This window comes from Wenxinia marina DSM 24838, from assembly GCF_000379485.1.
Taxonomy (GTDB): Bacteria; Pseudomonadota; Alphaproteobacteria; order Rhodobacterales; family Rhodobacteraceae; genus Wenxinia; species Wenxinia marina.
On sequence record NZ_KB902316.1, the window covers coordinates 82,322 to 101,872 of the forward strand.

Sequence of the window (19,551 nt, forward strand, 5' to 3'; positions counted from 1 at the left end):
CGCCGACATGGACCGGAGACGCAGCGCCGCGGAGGGACCTCCGCGGCGTCTCTACGTCTACAACGGCGGGTTCCTGACGCAGGGGCGCGTGCGCCGCATTCTCGACCTCGCCGGCTGGGACGTGCGCATCGGCGCGCCGTGCGACGGCGACACCGTCGGCGTCTGGGGGCAGAGCCCGACCGCCCCGCGGGGCGAGTGGGTCGCCGGCCGCACCGGCGCGCCGGTCCTGCGGGTCGAGGACGCCTTCCTGCGCTCGGTCCTGCCCGGACGCGCCGGGGGCGGGCCGCCGATCGGCCTGTCGCTGGACGCGGGCGGCGTGCACTTCGATCCCGCCACGCGGTCCGACTTCGAGACGCTGTTGGCGACGCACCCCCTCGACGACGCCGCCCTCCTCGCCCGCGCCCGTGACGGCATCGCGTTCCTGCGCCGGCACCACCTGTCGAAGTACTGCGCCTTTGATCCGGACGCGTCGGTGCCGGAGCCCGGCTACGTCCTCGTGATCGACCAGACCGAGGGCGACGCCTCGGTCGCCGCCAGCCGCGCCAACCGGAATACCTTCCTCGAGGCGCTGTTCCTGGCCCGCGAGGAGCACCCCGCCGCCCGGATCGTGGTGAAGACCCACCCCGAGACGGCGGGCGGCCACCGGCCCGGCCACCTCGGGCCGGACGACCTGTCGGAGAACATCGACCTGCTGACCTCCCCGGTCTCGCCGTGGGCGCTGATGGAGGGGGCGACGGCGGTCTATACCGTCTCCTCCCAGCTCGGCTTCGAGGCGATCCTCGCCGGCCACCGCCCCGTCGTCCTCGGCCAGCCCTTCTACGCCGGCTGGGGCCTGACCGACGACCGGATGCCGCTGGACCGGAGGCAGCGGCGGCTGACGCGGGCACAGCTCTTTGCGGCGGCGATGATCCTCTACCCGGTCTGGTACGATCCCTACCGCGACCGCCTCGCCACGTTCGAGGAGGCCGCCGCCGCGCTCGCCGCCGAGGCGCGGGCCTGGCGCGAGGACCGGCGCGGCTGGGTGGCGTCGGGCATGCGGCTGTGGAAGCGCAAGCCGCTGCAGCAGGTCTTCGGGCACGTGGAGCCGGTGATCCACCGCGACCCGCCGGAGCGCGCGATCGCCGCGGCCGCCGCGGCCGCCGCGTCCGGCCGGCGGCTGATGGTCTGGGCGTCCAGGGAGACGCCGGCGCTGGACGCGGCGGGCGCGGTGCGGGTGGAGGACGGGTTCCTGCGCTCCCGCGGGCTCGGCGCCGACCTCGTGCCGCCGCTCTCCCTCGTCCTCGACGACCTCGGCATCTACTACGATCCCACCCGCGAGAGCCGGCTGGAGCGGCTGATCGCCGCCTCGGTCGATCTGGACGAGGGCGCGCGCGACCGGGCGCGCGCCCTGGTGCGTCGGCTGACGGCCGAACGGGTGACGAAATACAACCTCGGCGGCGCCGCGCTGCCGCCGGGCCTGCCGGCCGGGCGCCGCCTCCTGGTGCCCGGGCAGGTGGAGGACGACGCGTCGATCCGCCTCGGGACCGGGGCGGTTTCCACCAATCTCGCGCTGCTTCAGGCGGCGCGCGACGCGCACCCGGCGGCCGTGATCCTCTACAAGCCGCATCCCGACGTCGAGGCGGGCCTGCGCCCCGGCGACGTGCCCGGGGCGGCGGAGATCGCCGACGCGGTGCTGGCGCGGACCGACCCGGTCGCGGCACTGGACGCCATCGACGAGGTCTGGACGATGACCTCGGCGCTGGGGTTCGAAGCGCTGTTGCGGGGCAAGCGGGTCGTTTGCCTCGGCCGGCCCTTCTACGCCGGCTGGGGCCTGACCGACGACCGGGGCGAGGCGCTGCCACGGCGGACGGCGCGTCCCGACCTCCTCGGCCTAGTCCATGCCGCGCTGATCGACTACCCGCGCTACTTCGATCCGGTCACCCGCCGCCCCTGCCCCGTCGAGGTGGTGGTGGAGCGGCTGGCGAAGGGACAGGTGCCGCGGCCGTCCCGCGCCAACCGGGCGCTGGCGAAGGCGCAGGGGGCCCTCAGCTCCTGGCCGTGGCTCTGGCGGTAGCGCGCCCGCCGGCGCTCAGCCCCGGGCGCGGTGCCAGACCTGCATGGCGTCGGGTCCGACGGGACGGGTCTCCGCCAGGTCGTAGCGGGGGGCCTCGCCCAGCCGGTCCAGCCCCATGGCGGCGACCGCAGGGGTACCTTCGGCGCCGATGACGAGGCCAGCGGAAAAGGTCACGAGCCGGTCGGCGAGGCCGTGGGCGAGGAGCGAGGCGGCGAGCGCCCCTCCGCCCTCGCAGAAGATGCGGGTCAGGCCGGCGGCGCCGAGTGCGCTCAGCGCGGCGCCGGTATCGAGCTGGCCGCCGGCCACCGGCACCTCGATCAGGACGGCACCGAGTGCGTCCCAGCGGTCGCGGCGCGCGGGCTCCAGGCCGGGGCCGTGGCACAGCCAGAGGGGAACCTCCGCCGCCGTCCGGGCAAGCGCGCCGTCGGCCGGCAGGTCGACGTGGCGCGACAGGACGACGCGCACCGGCTGGCGATCCACGCCGAGGTCGCGCACGGTCAGCGACGGGTCGTCCGCTCGTACGGTGCCGGCGCCGACCATGACCGCATCGTGGCTCGCCCGCATCGCGTGGACGGCGCGGCGCGCGGCCGGGCCGGTGATCCAGCGGCTCTCTCCCGTCGCCGTCGCGATCCGCCCGTCCAGCGAGGTGGCAAGCTTCAGCGTCACAAGCGGCCGGCCCGTGGTCACGCGGGCGAGGAACCCCTCCTGCAGTTCCTCGGCCTCGGCGCGCAGGACGCCCTCGGTCACCTCGATCCCCGCCGCGCGCAGGATCGCGACCCCCCGCCCGGACACCCGCGGGTCCGAGTCCGCCGCCCCGATCGCCACCCGCGCGACGCCCGCGGCGACCAGCGCCTCGGCGCAGGGCGGCGTGCGGCCGTGATGGGCGCAGGGCTCCAGGGTGACGTAGGCGGTGGCGCCGCGCGCGTCGCCGGCCATCGCCAGCGCCTGCGTCTCGGCATGGGGCCGTCCGCCGTCGGCGGTGCGCGCGCGGCCGATCACCCGGCCGTCCCGGACGATCACGCAGCCCACCGCGGGGTTCGGCCAGACCCGCCCCAGCCCGCGCCGCGCCAGCGCGAGCGCGTGGCCCATGTGGCGCCGGTCGTCGGCGGCGGTCACGCCTCGGGCTTCTGGCCCGGCCGCAGCTCGTCGATGAAGCGGTCGAAGTCGTCGGCGGCCTGGAAGTTCTTGTAGACGCTGGCGAACCGCACGTAGGCGACGGTGTCGATGCGCGCCAGGCTCTCCATCACGATCTCGCCGATGGTCGAGGAAGGGATGTCCGTCTCGCCGAGGGATTCCAGTCGGCGGACGATGCCGCTGATCATCTGGTCCATCCGCTCCGGCTCCACCGGGCGCTTCTGCAGGGCGATCCGGATCGAGCGTTCCAGCTTGTCGCGGTCGAAATCCTCGCGCCGGCCGCTGGTCTTGATGACGACGAGGTCGCGCAGCTGCACCCTCTCGTAGGTGGTGAAGCGTCCGCCGCAGGCGGGGCAGAAGCGGCGGCGGCGGATCGCGACGTGATCCTCGGCCGGCCGGCTATCCTTCACCTGCGTGTCGACGTTTCCGCAGAAGGGGCAACGCATGTCCTGTCCTCGTCTCCCGCTTGGGTGTTCGCCCCCAAGTCGCGCGACAAGTATAGGGGTGCCGCTAGGATTTGGGTAGAGGCGAGTTTCCAGCCAAGATGTGGTGGTGTTGCCCTGCCCCGACGCCGCTCCATCTGGTGGGGCCCCAGCCCCGAAAGGACCGAGCCATGAGCGTCGCCCGAGTTACGGAAATCTCCTCGACCTCCACCAAGAGCTTCGAGGACGCCATCCAGTCCGGAATCGCCCGCGCCACCCAGACCCTGCGCAACGTCACCGGCGCCTGGATCAAGGAGCAGAAGGTCGTGATCGAGAACGGCGCGATCAGCCACTATCGCGTTCACATGTCGGTCACGTTCATCCTCGACGGACAGGACGACTGATCAGCGGCCAGCCGTCGTCACCACCGCGACCTCGCGGCGGTGCGGACGGCGGCGATGTTCGAAAAGGTAGACTCCCTGCCAGCGTCCGAGCGCGAGGCGCCCGTCGAGGACGGGAATGGACAGGCTCGTCGGCAGGAGCGCGGCCTTGATATGGGCCGGCATGTCGTCCGGCCCCTCGTAGGTATGCTGCAGGTAGGACATCGACGGGTGGTCCGACGGCGGTACCAACGTTTCGAAGAAGGCGGCGAGGTCGCTCTGGACCTCGGGGTCCGCATTCTCCTGAATCACCAGCGAGCAGGACGTATGCCGAACGAACAGCGTGAGGAGGCCGTCGCCCGGCGGCACGTCGATCCGCCCCGTGATCTCGTAGAGGCCGGGGCCGTCGGTCTCGATGACGAGCGTGCGGGTCACGCGGGCCGGATCACTCGGCGATGCACACCACGGGCGCGGGGGCAATCGTGGCGGGCGTGACCACCTCGGCCTCGCCGACGGGGGCGGTGCCCACCAGCTGCGAAACCAGCGCATTGCAGGCCTCGACCTCGGCGGCCGCGACGGTGATGACGACCGTCTCGGCCACGGGAGCGGACGCGGGGACGACCTCGGCTGCGGCATCGGCCTCGCCGACATAGGCCACGGCGGGCATCGGCAGCAGAAGCAGCGCGATCAGGGCGTGTTTCATGGGGCGTTCTCCCGGTGTTCCATCGCGGGAACGCGGGGAGGCGCGGATTGTTCCGCCTATTCGGCCGCGGTGGCGTGGTAGTCCGGCAGGCGCGGTTCGTCGTCGTCCGCTTCGTCGAACGCCACACCGATGGATTTGGACGCGTTCGCCCCCATCGCTTTCAGCTTCTCCACCTGCCCCAGCACGTTGCCGTTGCCGGTAGACAGCCGCCCCATCGCCTCGTCGTGCGAGCGCACGGCGCGGGAGAGGTGGTCGCCGACCGACTTCATGCTGTCCACGAAGCCCGCGACCTTGTCGTAGAGGAGGCCGGCCCGCTTGGCGATCTCCTCGGCGTTCGATTCCCGCCGCTCCACCGTCCAGAGGTGGTCCACCGTCCGCAGCGCCATCATCAGCGTGGTCGGCGTGGCGATCCCGATCCGGCGCGCGGCGGCGTAGGAGGTGAGGTCGCCCTGCGTCTGCAGGGCGGCGGCGAGCGCACCCTCGATCGGGACGAACATCAGGACGAAGTCGACGGACCCCTGCTCCAGCCGGTCGTAGCCCTTGGCGGCGAGTTGGTCGATGTGGCGCTTCATGGCGGCCACCAGCTCCGTCAGCGCGGGGCGGCGATCCTCGTCGCACTCGGCTTGGACGGCGCGGTCGTAGGCGACGAGGCTGACCTTGCTGTCGACCACCAGAACCTTGTCGCGCGGCATCTTCACCACGACGTCCGGGCGGTAGCGCGACCCGTCCTCGCCCACCCGGTGCGCCTGGACCTCGTAGTGGATGTCGCGCTGCAGGCCTGAATCCTCGAGGATGCGCTCCAGCAGCATCTCGCCCCAAGCGCCCTGCTTCTGCTTCTCGCCCTTCAGCGCCCGCGCGAGGCTGGCGGCTTCGGACTGGACCGCCTCGGACTGCGTGGTCAGGGCGCGGATCTGTTCGGACAGGCGCGTCCTCTCCTCGTCGGCAGCCTTGTGGACCTGCCGCAGCTCGGTCTCGAAGCGGCCGACATGTTCCCGGAACGGGGTCAGCAGCTCGGTCAGCTTGGCGGTGTGGGCCTGGCTGAACTCGGCGCCGGTGCGGCGGAGCGTGGCGTTCGCCAGCTCCTCGAAGCGGCGGGACATCTCCTCGCGCAACTCGGTCAGGCGCTGCCGCTCCTCGGCGGCGGCGGCGAGTTTGCCGTCCCGGTCGGCGCGGAAGGCGGCATGCTCGGACTGCAGGCTCGCATGGGCCGCCTGCAGCTCGCGCAGCGCGTCGGCCATGGTGCGCCGCTCTTCGGCCAGCCGCTCCCGGTCGGCCTCGAGCCGTGTGACCGCTTCCTGAAGGCCCGCGCGCGCGCTCTCGGCGGCCTGCAGGCCCTGCCGCAGGCCGGCGGCGTCGGCGTCGAGACGGGCCAGGGCGCCATCGCGCACCTCCACCCGCTCGGCCAGGCGATCCCGCTCGCTGCGGAGATCGGCGGCCTGCCGGCTTGCCTCCGCGCCTGCCGCGCGAGCCGATCGGCCGCGGCGCGCGGCCGACAGCCACAACAGCGTGGTCAGGAGAAAGAGCCCCATCAGGACCAGGGCGGCCAGGCGCAGGTGGTCCGGCAGCGCCTGCCAGTCGGCGATCAGGGTCTCGGCCAGGGGAATCGGGGGCATCGACGTGTCTTTCTGCTCGGGCCCCGATGTTCTCTTTTCGGTCCCGCCCGGTCAACCCCGAACCACAAAACAGCGCGGTGCGACGGACGGCGACCACATCATCTGGAACCACCGCGCGACACCGGATCGGTGTTCGAAAGGGGACCGGAACGGACGGGCCACCTCGCAGGTTCGTTACCGGAAGGGAGCGACCATGAGCGAAGACCGCAGCCTCGGCGCCTTCACCGTCCGCGTGGCCATCGCGGCGGCGGCTCTCGCGGCCGTCGGCCTGCTGTGGGTCCTGCGCCACCCCATCGCGCTGATCTTCCTGGCCGTGGTCATCGCCGTCGCCCTCGACGGGCTGAGCCGGCCGTTCCGCAAGGTCGGCCTGTCCCGCGGCTGGAGCGTCTCCGTCGCGCTGGTGCTGATCGTCGCTCTCCTCGTCACCGGCGGCTGGCTCGCGATGCCGACGCTGCGCGAGCAGGCCTCCGACCTGATGGAGATGCTGCCGATGTCCCTCGACACGCTGGCGCGGCGGATGGACGACCGCCTCGCCTCGGCCCTCGGGCAGGTGGCCGAGATGGCGGGGCGGCTGCTGTCCTGGTCGATGACGCTGTTCGGCGGACTGACGACCGCGCTGCTTGTCACGATGACCGGCGCCTTCCTCGCGATCTCGCCCGGCCGCTACCGCGACGGCCTCGTCCGGCTCTTTCCCACGGACGCCCAGCCGCGGCTGCGGGACACGTTCGACGCGATCGGACGGCGGCTCGGACTGTGGCTCCGGGCCAAGCTGATGACAATGGCCATCGTGGGCGTCGGCACCGGCCTCGGCGTCTGGTGGATCGGCCTGCCGGCGCCGCTGATCCTCGGCACGATCGCGGCGCTGTTCGAGTTCGTGCCCGTGATCGGCCCCATCGCCGCGGCGCTGCCGGCGCTGGTGATGGCGCTGTCGCAGGGGACCGGGCCGTTCCTTTGGACCCTCGCCCTCTATGTTGGGGTGCAGCAGGTGGAATCGAACATGATCCTGCCCGCGCTCGAGGGGCGGGTCGCGGAGATTCCCCCGGCGCTGCTCATCGTCGCCTTCGCGTTGACCGGTTCGGTGCTCGGCCTCGTCGGGGTGGTGATCACCGCCCCGCTGACCATCGCGCTGATGACGATGGTGCAGCGGCTGTGGCTGCACGAGGACGCGGGCTGAGCCGTCAGCCGAAGATGCCGTCGCCCATCTGGTCGATCATCTGCTTGGCCTTGGCCAACGACGTCTCGCGGGCGACGTCCTCGCTCTCCATCGTATCGGCACGGATGAGGTGGTGCGTCCGCTCGCCCTTCTCGATGCGCGCCGCCACGCGCCAGTGGGTCCCCTCGCGGATCGGCTGGGGGAAGATGGCGAAGTCGTTGTACATCTCCGGCTCGGCCTCCGGGGCGGACGAGCCGCCGGCACCGCCGCGGCCGAACAGGCGGGAGAGGATCGACATGGAAGCTCCTTCGAGGTGGACTGGGGTCAGAATGCCATGGTCGGGCGCGGAGCCCAAGTCGTCAGGCGGGCGCGAGCCAGCCGCGGTAGCGGATCAACGCCCGCCCGCCCGGCAGGGTTGCGGCGATGTCGAAGAGGTAGCGGTCCCCGCTCGCGCCGACCTCGATCGCGCTCGCCGGCGTCAGCGCGGCCGGCAGTGGCAGGGCCCGGACGGCCCATGCGCGGACCACTTCCATCGTCAGCCGTCCGTCTTTCACCCGTGGCGCGAGGACGCAGGTGACGGCGCCGAACCGCTCGCGAAGGCCCTGCCGCGCGTCCCACGCGAGGACCGAGATCGTCTCGTGCGCCCCGAACCGGCGGCGCCAGACCTCGCCCCCCTGCCCCGGCGCGATGTGCAGCGTGAACCCGATGTCGTTCGTCGCCGGGGGGAAACCGCCGACGCGCAGGGCGGCCCCGGCGAGGGCGCCGGGCGCACGGATCACCTCGGCCCGGCCGGCGAAGCGACGCTCCGGCGCCCCGCCATGCACCGCCCGCACCGGCGCCGGCAGGTCGCCCCACGCCGCGCCGAGGGCCGCCCGGAACGGCGGGATCACTCCGCCGCCCGCGGCAGGTCGAGAAAGCGGGCGCGGATGTCCGGTGTCGGCAGCAGGCACGTGTCGTAGCGCCCGAACAGGCGGTACCTGTTGCGGGCGACCAGCCGGTAGGCCGGGTCGCCCAGCGGCGCAGGGATCAGGCGCAGCGCCGACAGCGCCCGCCACGGCCAGCCGAGCGCCCCCATCGCCGCCGCGAACGCGCCGAGCTTGCCGTGGATGCGCCCGTCCACGATCACGAGGTTCGTCTCGAACTCGTCCGTCGGCAGGCCGAGCGCGCGGTACAGCGCCTGCCCCAGCGGCGACTGCGCCGTGGCGAACGAGAACCGGCCGGCGCGGTCGTGGCGCAGCATGAAGCGGAAGAAGCCCGAGCAGAGGACGCACTCGCCGTCGAAGACGATCAGGTCGCGGGCGCCGAGCGCGGCGCGGAGGTCGGGGGGAAGGTCGGCGGTACGGGCGAGTGGGCGCGGCATGCCGGGAAGGCTAACGCGACGGGGCCCGTCCGTCGATGCGGCGCCTTGGCGTCACGGGGGCGGTTCCGGGGAGGTCCGTCGAAGACCGGTCTGACCGACCCCCGCGGGGTCGGGAGCCGTGCAGCTTCCGGTGCCGATCCTCGACCCGGAGGCCCCCACGAACGCCGGTCCCGGGCCTGACCCGGGACCTCGCTTCTCGTCACGCGAGGCCCCCGGGTCGGGCCCGGGGCGGGTGTCCCCGGAAGGGGCCGTCAGCTCACTGATCCAGGAACGACCGCAGCTTCCGGCTCCGCGACGGGTGCTTCAGCTTGCGCAGCGCCTTGGCCTCGATCTGCCGGATCCGTTCGCGGGTGACGCTGAACTGCTGACCGACCTCCTCGAGCGTGTGGTCGGTGTTCATGCCGATGCCGAAGCGCATGCGCAGCACCCGCTCCTCGCGGGGCGTGAGCGACGCCAGCACGCGGGTCGTCGTCTCCTTGAGGTTCTCCTGAATGGCGCTGTCGAGCGGCAGGACCGCGTTCTTGTCCTCGATGAAGTCGCCGAGCTGCGAATCCTCCTCGTCGCCGATGGGCGTCTCGAGGCTGATCGGCTCCTTGGCGATCTTCATCACCTTGCGGACCTTCTCGAGCGGCATCTGCAGCTTCTCGGCCAGCTCCTCGGGCGTGGGCTCGCGCCCGATCTCGTGCAGCATCTGGCGCCCGGTGCGGACCAGCTTGTTGATCGTCTCGATCATGTGGACGGGGATGCGGATCGTCCGCGCCTGATCGGCGATGGACCGGGTGATCGCCTGGCGGATCCACCACGTCGCGTAGGTCGAGAACTTGTAGCCGCGGCGGTACTCGAACTTGTCCACGGCCTTCATCAGGCCGATGTTCCCTTCCTGAATGAGATCAAGGAACTGCAGGCCGCGGTTCGTGTATTTCTTGGCGATGGAGATGACGAGCCGCAGGTTCGCCTCGACCATCTCCTTCTTGGCCTGCCGGGCTTCCTTCTCGCCCTTCTGGACCTGGGCGACGATGCGGCGGAACTCCTGGATGTCGACACCGACATACTGGCCGACCTGCGCCATCTCGGCGCGCAGCTCCTCGATCTTGCCGGTGGAGCGCTCCAGCAGCATCTGCCAGCCGCGGCCCGCCTTCTCGGCCATCCGGTCGAGCCAGGTGGGGTCGAGCTCCGCCCCGCGATACTCGTCGATGAACTCGCGGCGGTTGATGCGGGCCTGGTCGGCCAGCTTCACCATGGAGCTGTCGATCGACATGATCCGGCGGTTGATGCCGTAGAGCTGGTCGATCAGCGCCTCGATGCGGTTGTTGTGCAGGTGCAGGGAGTTCACCCGCTCCACCAGCTCGCCGCGGAGCTTCTGGTAGCTGGCCTCGTCGCCTTCCGAGAACGAGGAATCCTCGTTCAGGGTCGCCGACATCCGGGCGTCCTGCATGTCGCTGAGGCGCGAGAACTCGTCGGCGATCCGCTCCAGCGTCTCCAGCACGCGGGGCTTCAGCGCCGACTCCATCGCGGCGAGCGACATGTTCGCCTGCTCGTCGTCGTCCTCGTCGTCGTCGGACTGGATCGGGTTGCCGTCGGCGTCGAGCTCGGGCCCGCCGCTGTCGGCCTTCTGACCCTCGGGCTGGCCCTCGCCTTCGGTGACGACCGCCTCGTCCTCCTCGCCGTCGAGCTGGTTGCCGAAGGTCGCCTCGAGGTCGATCACGTCGCGAAGGAGAATGTCCTCGGACAGCAGCTCCTCGCGCCAGATGGTGATCGCCTGGAATGTCAGCGGGCTCTCGCACAGGCCCGCGATCATGGTGTTGCGGCCGGCCTCGATCCGCTTGGCGATCGCGATCTCGCCCTCGCGGGACAGCAGCTCGACGCTGCCCATCTCGCGCAGGTACATACGGACCGGATCGTCGGTGCGGTCCAGCTTCTCGGTGTCGCCGCTGCCGACGGCCACCTCGCGCCCGCCGGTCGTGGCGACCTCGCGGCTGCCGGAGGCCTGGGCGTCGTCCTCGACCTCCTCGGATTCCTCTTCTTCCGTGACCTGGATGCCCATCTCGGAGAGCATCGACATCACGTCCTCGATCTGATCGGAGGACACCTGGTCGGGCGGAAGGACGGAGTTCAGCTGGTCGTAGGTGATGTAGCCGCGCTCGCGCGCCTCGGCGATCATCTTCTTGACCGCGGCCTGGCTCATGTCGAGCGAGATGTCGTTGTCGTCGCCGTCGTCCTTGCGCTGGTCGTCGGTGTCCTTCGCCATCTCGGCTCCTTCGGATGTGAGTGGGGAAACGCCCCTCCCTCGCGGGACGGTTCCAACCGAATCAGGTAGGCCCGTTGGCGGACGAATCAACCTCTGGTCGGGGTGATTCGCAACCGCGCGGGACCGGTTTTTTCGTCGCAGCGGCGGCGAATCAACTCCGCCGTCCACCCTTGCCGTAATCGATCTGCCCGAGGAGCGCGGCGAACGCGTCGATCTCCTGGCGCTTCATGCGGGCCCCGTTGGGCCCGGTCCGGAATTCCGAGCGGTCCTCGTCCTCGCCGCCCCGGCCGGCCCGTTCGACCGCGCGGGCCGCCTCGGCCAGCCGCCATGTCAGGCCCTCGTCGGCGACTCCGGTCAGATCCTCGGCCGCCTCGGCCACCTCGCGGGCGCGGCCGCGACGCGCGGCCAGCTTGGCGAGGTCCCCGGCGAGGGCGAGCCGGGCGACGTCCTCGTCCCCCGGCCGGCGCACTGCCGGAGCGATGGCGACATGGCCCTCGCCGAAGAGCTTTTCAAGAGGCTCGGCACCCAGGCGCTCGGCGAGGCGGGCGCGAAGGTCCGGGACCGGACCGAGGGCGAGGACCGCATCGCGGATCGCTCCGTGACCGGGCGCGGCGCAGTCCATCCGCTCGATCGCGCCCTCGAAATCCGGGATCACGGCGGGCGTCGAGATCAGCGTGGCGAGAATCGCGGCCTCGCACAGGTGGTCCTCCGCCCCGTCGGTGGCGGCCAGCAGAGACGAGCGCGTCGTGTCTCGCACCGGCTCCGGCGCACCCTTCCTGCGGAAGCCGCCGGGGCCGCCGGACGGCGCCCGGCGCGGCGGGCGGAACAGCTCCCACTTCAGCTGGCGGAAGGCTTCGTCGTAGTGCCGGCGGATGCCCTGGTCGGCGATCCGCGCCGTCGCCTCGCCGAGCGCCCGGTCGAGCGCGGCCTTGCGCTCGGGGCTGTCGAACCGCTTGCCGTCGGTCTCGCGCCGCCAGAGGAGCCGCACCATCGGCTCCGCCCGCTCCAGCACCTCGGTCACCGCGGCGGCGCCGCGGGCGCGGATCAGGTCGTCGGGGTCCATCCCCTCGGGCATCATGGCGAAGCGCAGCGACTTGCCCGCCGCCAGCATCGGCAGCGCGATGTCGATGACGCGGAGCGCCGCGCGCAGGCCTGCGGCGTCGCCGTCGAGGGCGATGATCGGCTCGTCCGCGATCCGCCAGAGGTGGGTTAGGTGTTGCTCGGTCACCGCCGTGCCGAGCGCCGCCACCGTCGCCGGAAAGCCCGCCTCGGCCAGCGCGATCACGTCCATGTAGCCCTCGGCTACGAGGAGCGGCGCGCCCTTGCCCGCCGCCTCGCGGGCGGGGCCGTGGTTGTAGAGGGTGCGGCCCTTGTCGAAGAGGACCGTCTCGGGGGAGTTCAGGTACTTGGCGCTCTCGTTCGGGTCGAGAGCGCGGCCGCCGAACGCGATGGTCCGCCCGCGCGGGTCGCGGATCGGGAACATGATCCGTCCCCGGAACGTGTCGTAGGGCTGGCGGCCCTTGTCGGAGGGCTTCACGAGGCCGGTGTCGAGGAGCATCTGCAGCTCGACGCCCTTGCCCGTCAGCGCGGTCCGCAGCCCCTCCCACCCCGGCGGGGCGTAGCCAATCTGCCAGCGTTCCTGCGCCGCCTCGTCGAGGCCGCGCTTCGCCAGGTAGGCGCGGGCGTCGGCGGCGGCCGCTGTGCGCAGCTGCAGGCGGAACCAGCGGGCGGCCTCGTCCATCACCTCGGTCAGCTTCGTGCGCCGGTCGGCCTGCTTCTGCGCCTGCGGGTCGCGGGCCGGCATCTGCAGACCGGCCTCGCGGGCGAGGATCTCCACCGCCTCCATGAAGGCGACGTTCTCGGTCTCCATGACGAAGCCGATCATGTCGCCCTTCGCCTGGCAGCCGAAGCAGTAGTAGTAGCCCTTGCGGTCGTCGACGTGGAAGCTGGCGGTCTTCTCCTGGTGGAACGGGCACGGCGCCCACCAGTCGCCCTTGCCGCGGTTCGACTTCTTCTGGTCCCACATGACCTTGCGCCCCGCGACCTCGGCCATGCTGAGGCGGCCGCGCAGCTCGTCGAGGAATCCGGAGGGGAGACTCATGGACGGAGTATCGGGTCGCGCGCGAGGGCCTTCAAGGGGCGGTGGGCGGCGTCAGCCCCGTCCCGCGTCGCCCGCCCCGGGCTTGACCCGGGGCCTGGACGGAGAGTCGCGCAAGATGCGGGTCGGGGTCCCGGGTCAAGCCCGGGACGGGAGTAATGTGAACGAGACCGCCGGGAACAGCCGCGCAAGCCTGCCCGCGGCTGGCCGTGCGCTGTAGGGTGGGTGGAACCCACCACGCCCGGTATCGGTGGGTTCACCCACCCTACGGTCCGCCCTATGCGATGAGCGTCTGCCGTCCCCCGGCCGGACGCTGTCCTCCGTCCCGCACCGTCGATCGCCCCGGCTTACCGCCGCCCCGCGAAGAACCGCCGCAGCAGCGCCCCCGCTGCCTCGGCCCCCACCCCGTCGTAGACCTCCGGCGCGTGGTGGCACTGCGGATGCGCGAAGATCCGCGCGCCGTGGGCGACGCCGCCCGTCTTGGGGTCGTCCGCGCCGTAGTAGAGCCGCCGCACGCGGGCCAGCGAGATCGCGCCGGCGCACATCGGGCAGGGTTCGAGCGTGACGTAGAGGTCGGTGCCGGCCAGCCGCTCGGACCCCAGCGCCGCCGCCCCCGCCCGCAGCACAAGCATCTCGGCGTGGGCGGTCGGGTCGGCGAGCTCGCGCACCCGGTTGCCGGCGGCGGCGATCACGCCTCCCCGCCCCACCAGCACCGCCCCCACCGGCACCTCGCCGCGGGCGGCCGCCGCCTCCGCCTCGGCCAGCGCGGTATCCATGTGCGAGGTGAAGACCATCGCCCTTCCCTGCCCCGCCGCCCTTCCAAGGGCAAGCGTCCCGCGCTAGAGGGCGTCATGGCCCACACCCCCACCCCGCCCCCCACCGCGCCCGGCGAGCGCATCGCCAAGGTCCTGTCCCGCCGCGGCGTCGCCTCGCGCCGCGACGCCGAGCGGATGATCGCGGAGGGCCGCGTCGCCGTGAACGGCAAGGTCATCGACAGCCCGGCGCTGAACGTCGGCCCGTCCGATCGCATCGCCGTCGACGGCAAGCCGCTGGCCGAGGCGGAGCAGGCGCGGTTGTGGCTGTACCACAAGCCGGTCGGTCTCGTGACCACCGCGAAGGACGAGAAGGGCCGTCGGACCGTCTTCGACGCGCTGCCCGAGGGGATGCCGCGGGTGATGAGCGTCGGCCGGCTGGACCTCACGTCCGAGGGCCTGCTGCTGCTGACCAACGACGGCGCCCTGAAGCGGCGGCTGGAGCTGCCCTCTACCGGCTGGCTGCGCCGCTACCGCGTGCGCCTGCACGGTGCGCCCGAGGAGGCGGCGCTGGAGCGGCTGCGCACCGGGATCGAGGTGGAGGGCGTTCGTTATCAGCCGATGCAGGTGGTGCTGGACCGGACCAAGGGCGCGAACGCCTGGCTCACGGTCGGCCTGCGAGAGGGCAAGAATCGCGAGATCCGGCGCGCGCTGGCGGCGCTGGGACTGACGGTGAACCGGCTGATCCGGATCAGCTACGGTCCGTTCCAGCTGGGCAACCTCAAGGAAGGCGATGTCGAGGAGGTCCGGCAGAGGGTCCTGCGCGACCAGCTGGGCGAGCGCGAGGCGGGCAAGGCGCCGCCGGGCAAGGCGCAGGTGCGCCGCAAGCGGCCGGCGCCCCGGCGGAACTGAGCGATCCGAAGGCGCGCCTTGCGGCGCATCGGTCTTGCGTTCGGGGGGCGTCCCGCCCCCGTCCGGCCCTCGCGGGCCGGACTCCCCCTGGGGATATTTATGGCTCGATGAGAGGGAGAAGGGGCGGCGCGGGAGCCGTCCCCGACCGCTCAGTACCGCACGTCGTCGGTCCGCTCGCCCAGCAGCCCGTCCGGCTTGCCGGCGAACGCGCCGCCCAGCGCCGCGGCCAGGCCGAGAAGCGAGGCGATGGTGAGCCAGGTGGCGGTCGTGGCGAGCGCCGAGGTCGCCGCCTGCGCGGCCTCCAGCGCCTGCTGCTGGACCTGATCCAGGGTCCGGCGCATCTCGTCCACCGCTCCCTCGATCCGCGTCTCGATCGCCTGCAGCAGACCTTCGGCGTCCTCCGCGTCGATGCCGAGCCGGCGCTCGAGCACCGCCAGCACCTGCTGCCGGTCCTCCTCGCCGAAGACGGCGTCGGGTCCGGTGACGAGGCTGTCGATGGCGTCGTTCACCTCCTCGCCGATGTCGCTAGGGTTGCGCAGCGCGTCGGCCAGCGCGCCCCGGACGATGTTGAGGGCGCGCTGCTGCTCCTGCGCGCTGACCACCGAGCGGAACGCGTCTCCGGCCTCACGGCGCAGCTGCGGCAGCGTCACGCCGGCATCGGACAGCGCCTGCTGCACCTCGGGCGGCAGATCCTCGACCGACAGCTGAGAGGCGACCTCCGAGACGTCCGGAAACGAGACGTCGTCCGGCGCCAGCGCCTCGACCGCGTTCGCGGCGCCGCGGGCGGTGTTGCCGATCATCGTCGAGGCGGCGCCGAACATCGCGCCGCCGCCCGCCACGGCCGCCCAGGCGAGGAGGAGCGTCGTCAGCGCCCAGACCGCCGCGCCGTGGAGGAGCGAGGCGACCGTCCGCGGCACGCCGGCGAGCCGCGCCGCGGCATAGCCGCCGACGACGAGCGCGACGATCTGCGAGACGATGATCCAGATGCCCGATCCGGTGCCGAGGCCCTCCAGCGGGTTCTGCTCGTAGAGCGGATCGACCGCCGCCGCGCCGATGGCGAGGCCGAGGGTCGCGAAAAGGATCATCAGCGCCAGCGCCACGACGGTGCCGGCGAAGATGGCTCCCCAGGATACGCGTCGCGCCGTGCCGAAGCTGCCGTGTGCCGGTTCCATCGTCGCCATGGGTCATCCTTTCCGTTTGTCCCTGATCATCAACCGGCCGGAGCGCGAATTGTTTCGTCCTGCCGCGGCGTACCGCCATGGCGGTACGGTGCCGCACGCCCGCGGCGTCGCGGAACCCCGCCCGTCCGGTCCGGATTTCCCCACCCGGCGGCTGTCCGCCCCTCGCAATCGAGGCGCCGCTTTCCTATTGTTCAGGGCGCAGGCTTTCGGAAAGGATGCCATGGCACGGCTGGTCATCTTCGCGTTCGCGCTTCTCGCCGTCGCCCTCGGCGCCTTCGCCGTGGCGTCGATCGCGGGCGGCCCCGCGCGGGCCCGCGCCGCCGCCCGACCGAAGGAGGACCGGATGCCCGACACGCTGCGAACCGTCGCCTACGTCGCCCTTCTGCTGTTGATGCTGGGCATCGTCACCGGCTGGCTGGGAGGCGCGTGATGGCCCGGCGATTCGGCGGGCGGCACTCGCCCGGCGGCGCCACGCCGCAGGAGGAGGCGATCCGCGAGGACGCGCTGGCCGAACTGCGGGTGGATGCGGCGGGCGCGAAGGCGAACCTCCTGTTCGTGCCGCCCGCGATCCTCGTCTTCACCTCGCTGGGGGAGCCGGTGGGCCTGGTCCTCGGCCTGATCGCCGCGGGCCTTCTGTTCCTCGCCGCCTGGCTGCTGCGCGAGGGGCTGCGGGCGCATGCCGCCTACGACGCCCGCCCCATCGCCCGGCGGCCGGCGCTGCCGCGCAAGGTTCTCGCGTCCGTCCTGACGGGCGTCGGTGTCGGCATCGCCGCCGTCACCTCGACCGCCGGCCTGCTCGGCCCCGTGCTCTACGGCGTCGCCGCCGGGGCGCTGCACGTCGCCGCGTTCGGGGTCGATCCGTTGCGCGACAAGCGGGTGGAGGGGATCGACCTGCACCAGCAGGACCGCGTCGCCCGCGTGACCGAGGAGGCGGAGGCCTACCTCGCGCAGATGAAGGACCGCATCGCGGCCCTGGGCGAGCGCAAGCTGGACCTTCGCGTCGCCGGCTTCCAGGCGATGGCGCGGCGGATGATCCGCACGGTGGAGGAGGATCCGCGGGATCTCACCAGCGCGCGCAAGTACCTTGGCGTGTACCTGATGGGCGCGCGCGACGCGTCGGTGAAGTTCGCCGAGCACTACGCCCGGACCAAGGACGCCGAGGCGCGGGCGCAGTACGAGAGCCTGCTGACCGACCTCGAGCACAATTTCGCGGCGCGCACGACGCAGATGCTGCGGGGCGACCGCACGGACATGGACATCGAGATCAAGGTGCTGCGCGACCGCCTCGCCCGAGAGGGCGTCGGGCAGGTCTGACGGGAACAACGGGGAGACAGCCATGACCGACGACACGATCCAGAACCGGGCCGAGGCCGCCCTGCGCGAGGCCGAGAAGGTGACGGCGGTGGTCCTGCCCGAGCCGAAGGCGGCGACCGAGGTGGTCGCGCTGGAGCAGGCGGACCCTGCCGTCAGCGCCGAGATCCGCAAGCGGATGGAGCAGCTGGATCTCTCCAACACCAACTCCATCGTGAATTTCGGCTCCACCGCGCAGGCGCAGTTGCAGGAGATCAGCCAGTCGATGCTGGCCGGCGTGCGCAACAAGGACACCGGCCCTGCCGGCGATTCCCTGCGCCAGATCGTCACCACGATCCGAGGCTTCTCGGTCTCCGAGCTGGACGTGCGGCGCGAGCGGTCGTTCCTGGAGAAACTGCTGGGCCGCGCCGCCCCGATGGCCCGCTTCGCGGCGAAGTTCGAGGACGTGCAGGACCAGATCGACAACATCACCGACGACCTCTTGAAGCACGAGCACCTGCTGCTGAAGGACATCGAGAGCCTCGACATCCTCTACGACCGGACGCTGGCCTTCTACGACGAACTCGCCCTTTACATCGCCGCCGGCGAGGCCAAGCTGCAGGAGCTGGACACCCGGACCATTCCGGCCAAGGAGGCCGAGGTGCAGGCCGCGTCCGAGGAGCAGGGCGTGATGAAGGCGCAGGAGCTGCGCGACATCCGCGCCGCCCGCGACGACCTCGAGCGGCGGGTCCACGACCTGAAACTCACGCGGCAGGTGACGATGCAGTCGCTGCCCTCGATCCGTCTGGTGCAGGAGAACGACAAGAGCCTGGTCACCAAGATCAACTCCACCCTCGTCAACACCGTGCCGCTGTGGGAGACGCAGCTGGCGCAGGCGGTGACGATCCAGCGCAGCTCCGAGGCGGCCGGGGCGGTGAAGGAGGCGAACGACCTGACGAACGAACTCCTCACCCGCAACGCCGAGAACCTGCGTGCGGCCAACAGGACCATCCGCGAGGAGATGGAGCGGGGCGTGTTCGACATCGAGGCGGTGAAGTCCGCGAACGAGAACCTGATCGCGACGATTAACGAGTCGCTTCAGATCGCCGATGAGGGCAAGGCACGGCGGGCCCGGGCCGAGGAGGATCTGCAGAAGATGGAGGCGGACCTCAAGCAGACGCTGGCGTCCGCGAAGTCCCGCTCGACCGGCCTCGGCGACACCGTCGGCGGCGCCTCCGGCGCGGCGCCGGTCTGAGGAAAGGGGCGCGGTCATGGCACCGGGGCGGATCGCGGCCGCGTTGACGGCGCTGGCGATGATCGCCGCCTGCGAGCCTGTGGATACGCCGGTCGCCCCGCTTCCGGTCGAGACTCCTCAGCCGCCGCCGCCCCGCCCCGAGCCGCCGGTCGTCGAGCCGTCCGAGGCGAGCCGCGACCTCGGCCTGTTCTACCGGCGCCTGCAAGACGACCTGCTGGCGCAGGGCCTGCTCCGGACCGACGGCGGCGGCATCGACACGCCCTACACGGCGACCCACCTGTCGCGGAACTTCATCCGCATCGCCCTCTTCGACGAATACGCGCCCTCCACCGACGGGGTCCTCGTGCCGCGGCAGACGCCGAGCGTGCTGCGCCGGTGGGAGGTGCCGATCCGCGTGGGCGTGGAGTTCGGCGCCGCGGTGCCCGAGGCGCGGCGCGCCGAGGATCGCGGCGCGATCGCCCGCTACGTCTCGCGCCTGTCTCGGATCACCGGGCACGCGATGGCCACGATGCCGGAGGACGCGAACTTCCACGTCCTGATCCTGAACGAGGACGACCGGCTGGGATACGAGGCCCGGCTGCGGCAGCTGGTGCCGGGGATCGCCGACAGCTCCGTCCGCACCTTCCTCAATCCCGGCCGCTCCACCCTGTGCCTCGTCATCGCCTTCTCGGACGGGTCCTCGCCCGGCTATACGCGGGCCGTCGCGCTGATCCGGGCCGAGCATCCGGACGGCCTGCGCCTGGCCTGCATCCACGAGGAGATCGCGCAGGGCCTGGGCCTGCCCAACGACTCGCCGCAGGCGCGGCCGTCGATCTTCAACGACGACGACGAGTTCGCCCTGCTGACCGGCCACGACGAGAACCTGTTGCGCATCCTCTACGACCCGCGGATGCGGGCCGGCATGCCGGCGGACGAGGCGGCGCCGCTGGCGCGGACCATCGCCGAGGAGCTGGTCGGCGGCGAAAGCTGAGGCTTCAACGGTTTCTTCATGCCCTGC

20 protein-coding genes are annotated in these 19,551 nt (G+C 72.0%); 8 read left to right on the forward strand and 12 right to left on the reverse strand.

The genetic code is table 11. The features are described 5' to 3' along the window. The first annotated feature begins 7 nt into the window (after positions 1–7). Positions 8–2,053 carry a capsule polysaccharide biogenesis protein gene (locus tag A37W_RS0120210; protein WP_018304875.1) on the forward strand — a complete coding sequence of 682 codons (2,046 nt, stop codon included), beginning with the start codon at positions 8–10 and terminating at the stop codon, positions 2,051–2,053. Between the two features lie 15 nt (positions 2,054–2,068). Here the strand turns inward: A37W_RS0120210 and ribD are convergent, their stop codons facing one another. Both ribD and nrdR read right to left on the reverse strand, forming a co-directional pair. Further along, positions 2,069–3,169: a bifunctional diaminohydroxyphosphoribosylaminopyrimidine deaminase/5-amino-6-(5-phosphoribosylamino)uracil reductase RibD gene (gene ribD / locus A37W_RS0120215; protein WP_018304876.1), complete on the reverse strand. Its 1,101-nt coding sequence runs from the start codon at positions 3,167–3,169 to the stop codon at positions 2,069–2,071. Then, positions 3,166–3,633 (reverse strand): transcriptional regulator NrdR, encoded by a 468-nt coding sequence (gene nrdR, locus A37W_RS0120220; protein ID WP_018304877.1) that lies wholly within the window; start codon positions 3,631–3,633, stop codon positions 3,166–3,168. Before nrdR ends, ribD begins: the two co-directional genes overlap by 4 nt. A gap of 167 nt (positions 3,634–3,800) precedes the next feature. Between nrdR and A37W_RS0120225 the strand changes: the two genes are divergently transcribed. Continuing rightward, complete coding sequence (locus A37W_RS0120225) at positions 3,801–4,013, forward strand: dodecin family protein (protein WP_018304878.1); 213 nt, start codon at positions 3,801–3,803, stop codon at positions 4,011–4,013. Here A37W_RS0120225 and A37W_RS0120230 read toward each other — a convergent pair whose 3' ends face one another. The 3 genes from A37W_RS0120230 to A37W_RS0120240 are packed head-to-tail and all read right to left on the reverse strand — an operon-like array spanning position 4,014 to position 6,305. Continuing rightward, on the reverse strand, positions 4,014–4,424 hold the full coding sequence (locus A37W_RS0120230) for a secondary thiamine-phosphate synthase enzyme YjbQ (protein WP_018304879.1): 411 nt from the start codon (positions 4,422–4,424) through the stop codon (positions 4,014–4,016). A 10-nt stretch (positions 4,425–4,434) separates the two neighbouring features. Further along, a complete protein-coding gene (locus tag A37W_RS0120235) occupies positions 4,435–4,692 on the reverse strand; it encodes a hypothetical protein (protein WP_018304880.1) in 258 nt (85 codons plus the stop codon). Between the two features lie 56 nt (positions 4,693–4,748). Further along, positions 4,749–6,305 (reverse strand): DNA recombination protein RmuC, encoded by a 1,557-nt coding sequence (locus tag A37W_RS0120240; RefSeq protein ID WP_018304881.1) that lies wholly within the window; start codon positions 6,303–6,305, stop codon positions 4,749–4,751. 193 nt (positions 6,306–6,498) lie between these two features. Between A37W_RS0120240 and A37W_RS0120245 the strand changes: the two genes are divergently transcribed. Continuing rightward, positions 6,499–7,479, forward strand: coding sequence for an AI-2E family transporter (locus A37W_RS0120245; RefSeq protein WP_018304882.1), 981 nt, complete (start codon positions 6,499–6,501; stop codon positions 7,477–7,479). Between the two features lie 4 nt (positions 7,480–7,483). Here A37W_RS0120245 and A37W_RS0120250 read toward each other — a convergent pair whose 3' ends face one another. From A37W_RS0120250 to A37W_RS0120275, 6 genes are all read right to left on the reverse strand, one after another. After that, the gene (locus A37W_RS0120250; RefSeq protein ID WP_018304883.1) at positions 7,484–7,756 is read right to left on the reverse strand and encodes an HlyU family transcriptional regulator; all 273 of its coding nucleotides are present in this window, start codon (positions 7,754–7,756) and stop codon (positions 7,484–7,486) included. Between the two features lie 61 nt (positions 7,757–7,817). Then, a complete protein-coding gene (locus A37W_RS22560) occupies positions 7,818–8,348 on the reverse strand; it encodes a DUF4166 domain-containing protein (RefSeq protein WP_018304884.1) in 531 nt (176 codons plus the stop codon). Continuing rightward, the gene (locus A37W_RS0120260) at positions 8,345–8,818 is read right to left on the reverse strand and encodes a thiol-disulfide oxidoreductase DCC family protein (protein ID WP_018304885.1); all 474 of its coding nucleotides are present in this window, start codon (positions 8,816–8,818) and stop codon (positions 8,345–8,347) included. The genes A37W_RS22560 and A37W_RS0120260 overlap by 4 nt, the downstream gene beginning before the upstream one ends. Positions 8,819–9,074: 256 nt before the next feature. Continuing rightward, positions 9,075–11,066 (reverse strand): RNA polymerase sigma factor RpoD, encoded by a 1,992-nt coding sequence (gene rpoD / locus A37W_RS0120265; RefSeq protein ID WP_018304886.1) that lies wholly within the window; start codon positions 11,064–11,066, stop codon positions 9,075–9,077. A 151-nt stretch (positions 11,067–11,217) separates the two neighbouring features. Further along, a complete protein-coding gene (dnaG, locus tag A37W_RS0120270; protein WP_018304887.1) occupies positions 11,218–13,167 on the reverse strand; it encodes a DNA primase in 1,950 nt (649 codons plus the stop codon). 344 nt (positions 13,168–13,511) lie between these two features. Continuing rightward, a complete protein-coding gene (locus A37W_RS0120275) occupies positions 13,512–13,958 on the reverse strand; it encodes a nucleoside deaminase (protein ID WP_018304888.1) in 447 nt (148 codons plus the stop codon). Positions 13,959–14,015: 57 nt separating this feature from the next. On the opposite strand from A37W_RS0120275, the gene A37W_RS0120280 reads away from it, so the two are divergent. Further along, positions 14,016–14,828 carry a pseudouridine synthase gene (locus A37W_RS0120280; protein ID WP_018304889.1) on the forward strand — a complete coding sequence of 271 codons (813 nt, stop codon included), beginning with the start codon at positions 14,016–14,018 and terminating at the stop codon, positions 14,826–14,828. A gap of 149 nt (positions 14,829–14,977) precedes the next feature. On the opposite strand, the gene A37W_RS0120285 is transcribed toward A37W_RS0120280, so the two are convergent. After that, positions 14,978–16,009 (reverse strand): hypothetical protein, encoded by a 1,032-nt coding sequence (locus A37W_RS0120285; protein ID WP_018304890.1) that lies wholly within the window; start codon positions 16,007–16,009, stop codon positions 14,978–14,980. A gap of 220 nt (positions 16,010–16,229) precedes the next feature. Between A37W_RS0120285 and A37W_RS0120290 the strand changes: the two genes are divergently transcribed. The 4 genes from A37W_RS0120290 to A37W_RS0120305 are packed head-to-tail and all read left to right on the forward strand — an operon-like array spanning position 16,230 to position 19,524. Next, on the forward strand, positions 16,230–16,439 hold the full coding sequence (locus A37W_RS0120290; RefSeq protein WP_018304891.1) for a hypothetical protein: 210 nt from the start codon (positions 16,230–16,232) through the stop codon (positions 16,437–16,439). Further along, positions 16,439–17,323 carry a 5-bromo-4-chloroindolyl phosphate hydrolysis family protein gene (locus tag A37W_RS0120295; RefSeq protein ID WP_018304892.1) on the forward strand — a complete coding sequence of 295 codons (885 nt, stop codon included), beginning with the start codon at positions 16,439–16,441 and terminating at the stop codon, positions 17,321–17,323. Before A37W_RS0120290 ends, A37W_RS0120295 begins: the two co-directional genes overlap by 1 nt. A gap of 22 nt (positions 17,324–17,345) precedes the next feature. After that, positions 17,346–18,554: a toxic anion resistance protein gene (locus A37W_RS0120300; RefSeq protein ID WP_018304893.1), complete on the forward strand. Its 1,209-nt coding sequence runs from the start codon at positions 17,346–17,348 to the stop codon at positions 18,552–18,554. Positions 18,555–18,570: 16 nt separating this feature from the next. Beyond that, positions 18,571–19,524 (forward strand): DUF2927 domain-containing protein, encoded by a 954-nt coding sequence (locus A37W_RS0120305; protein WP_018304894.1) that lies wholly within the window; start codon positions 18,571–18,573, stop codon positions 19,522–19,524. Positions 19,525–19,551: the final 27 nt, after the last annotated feature.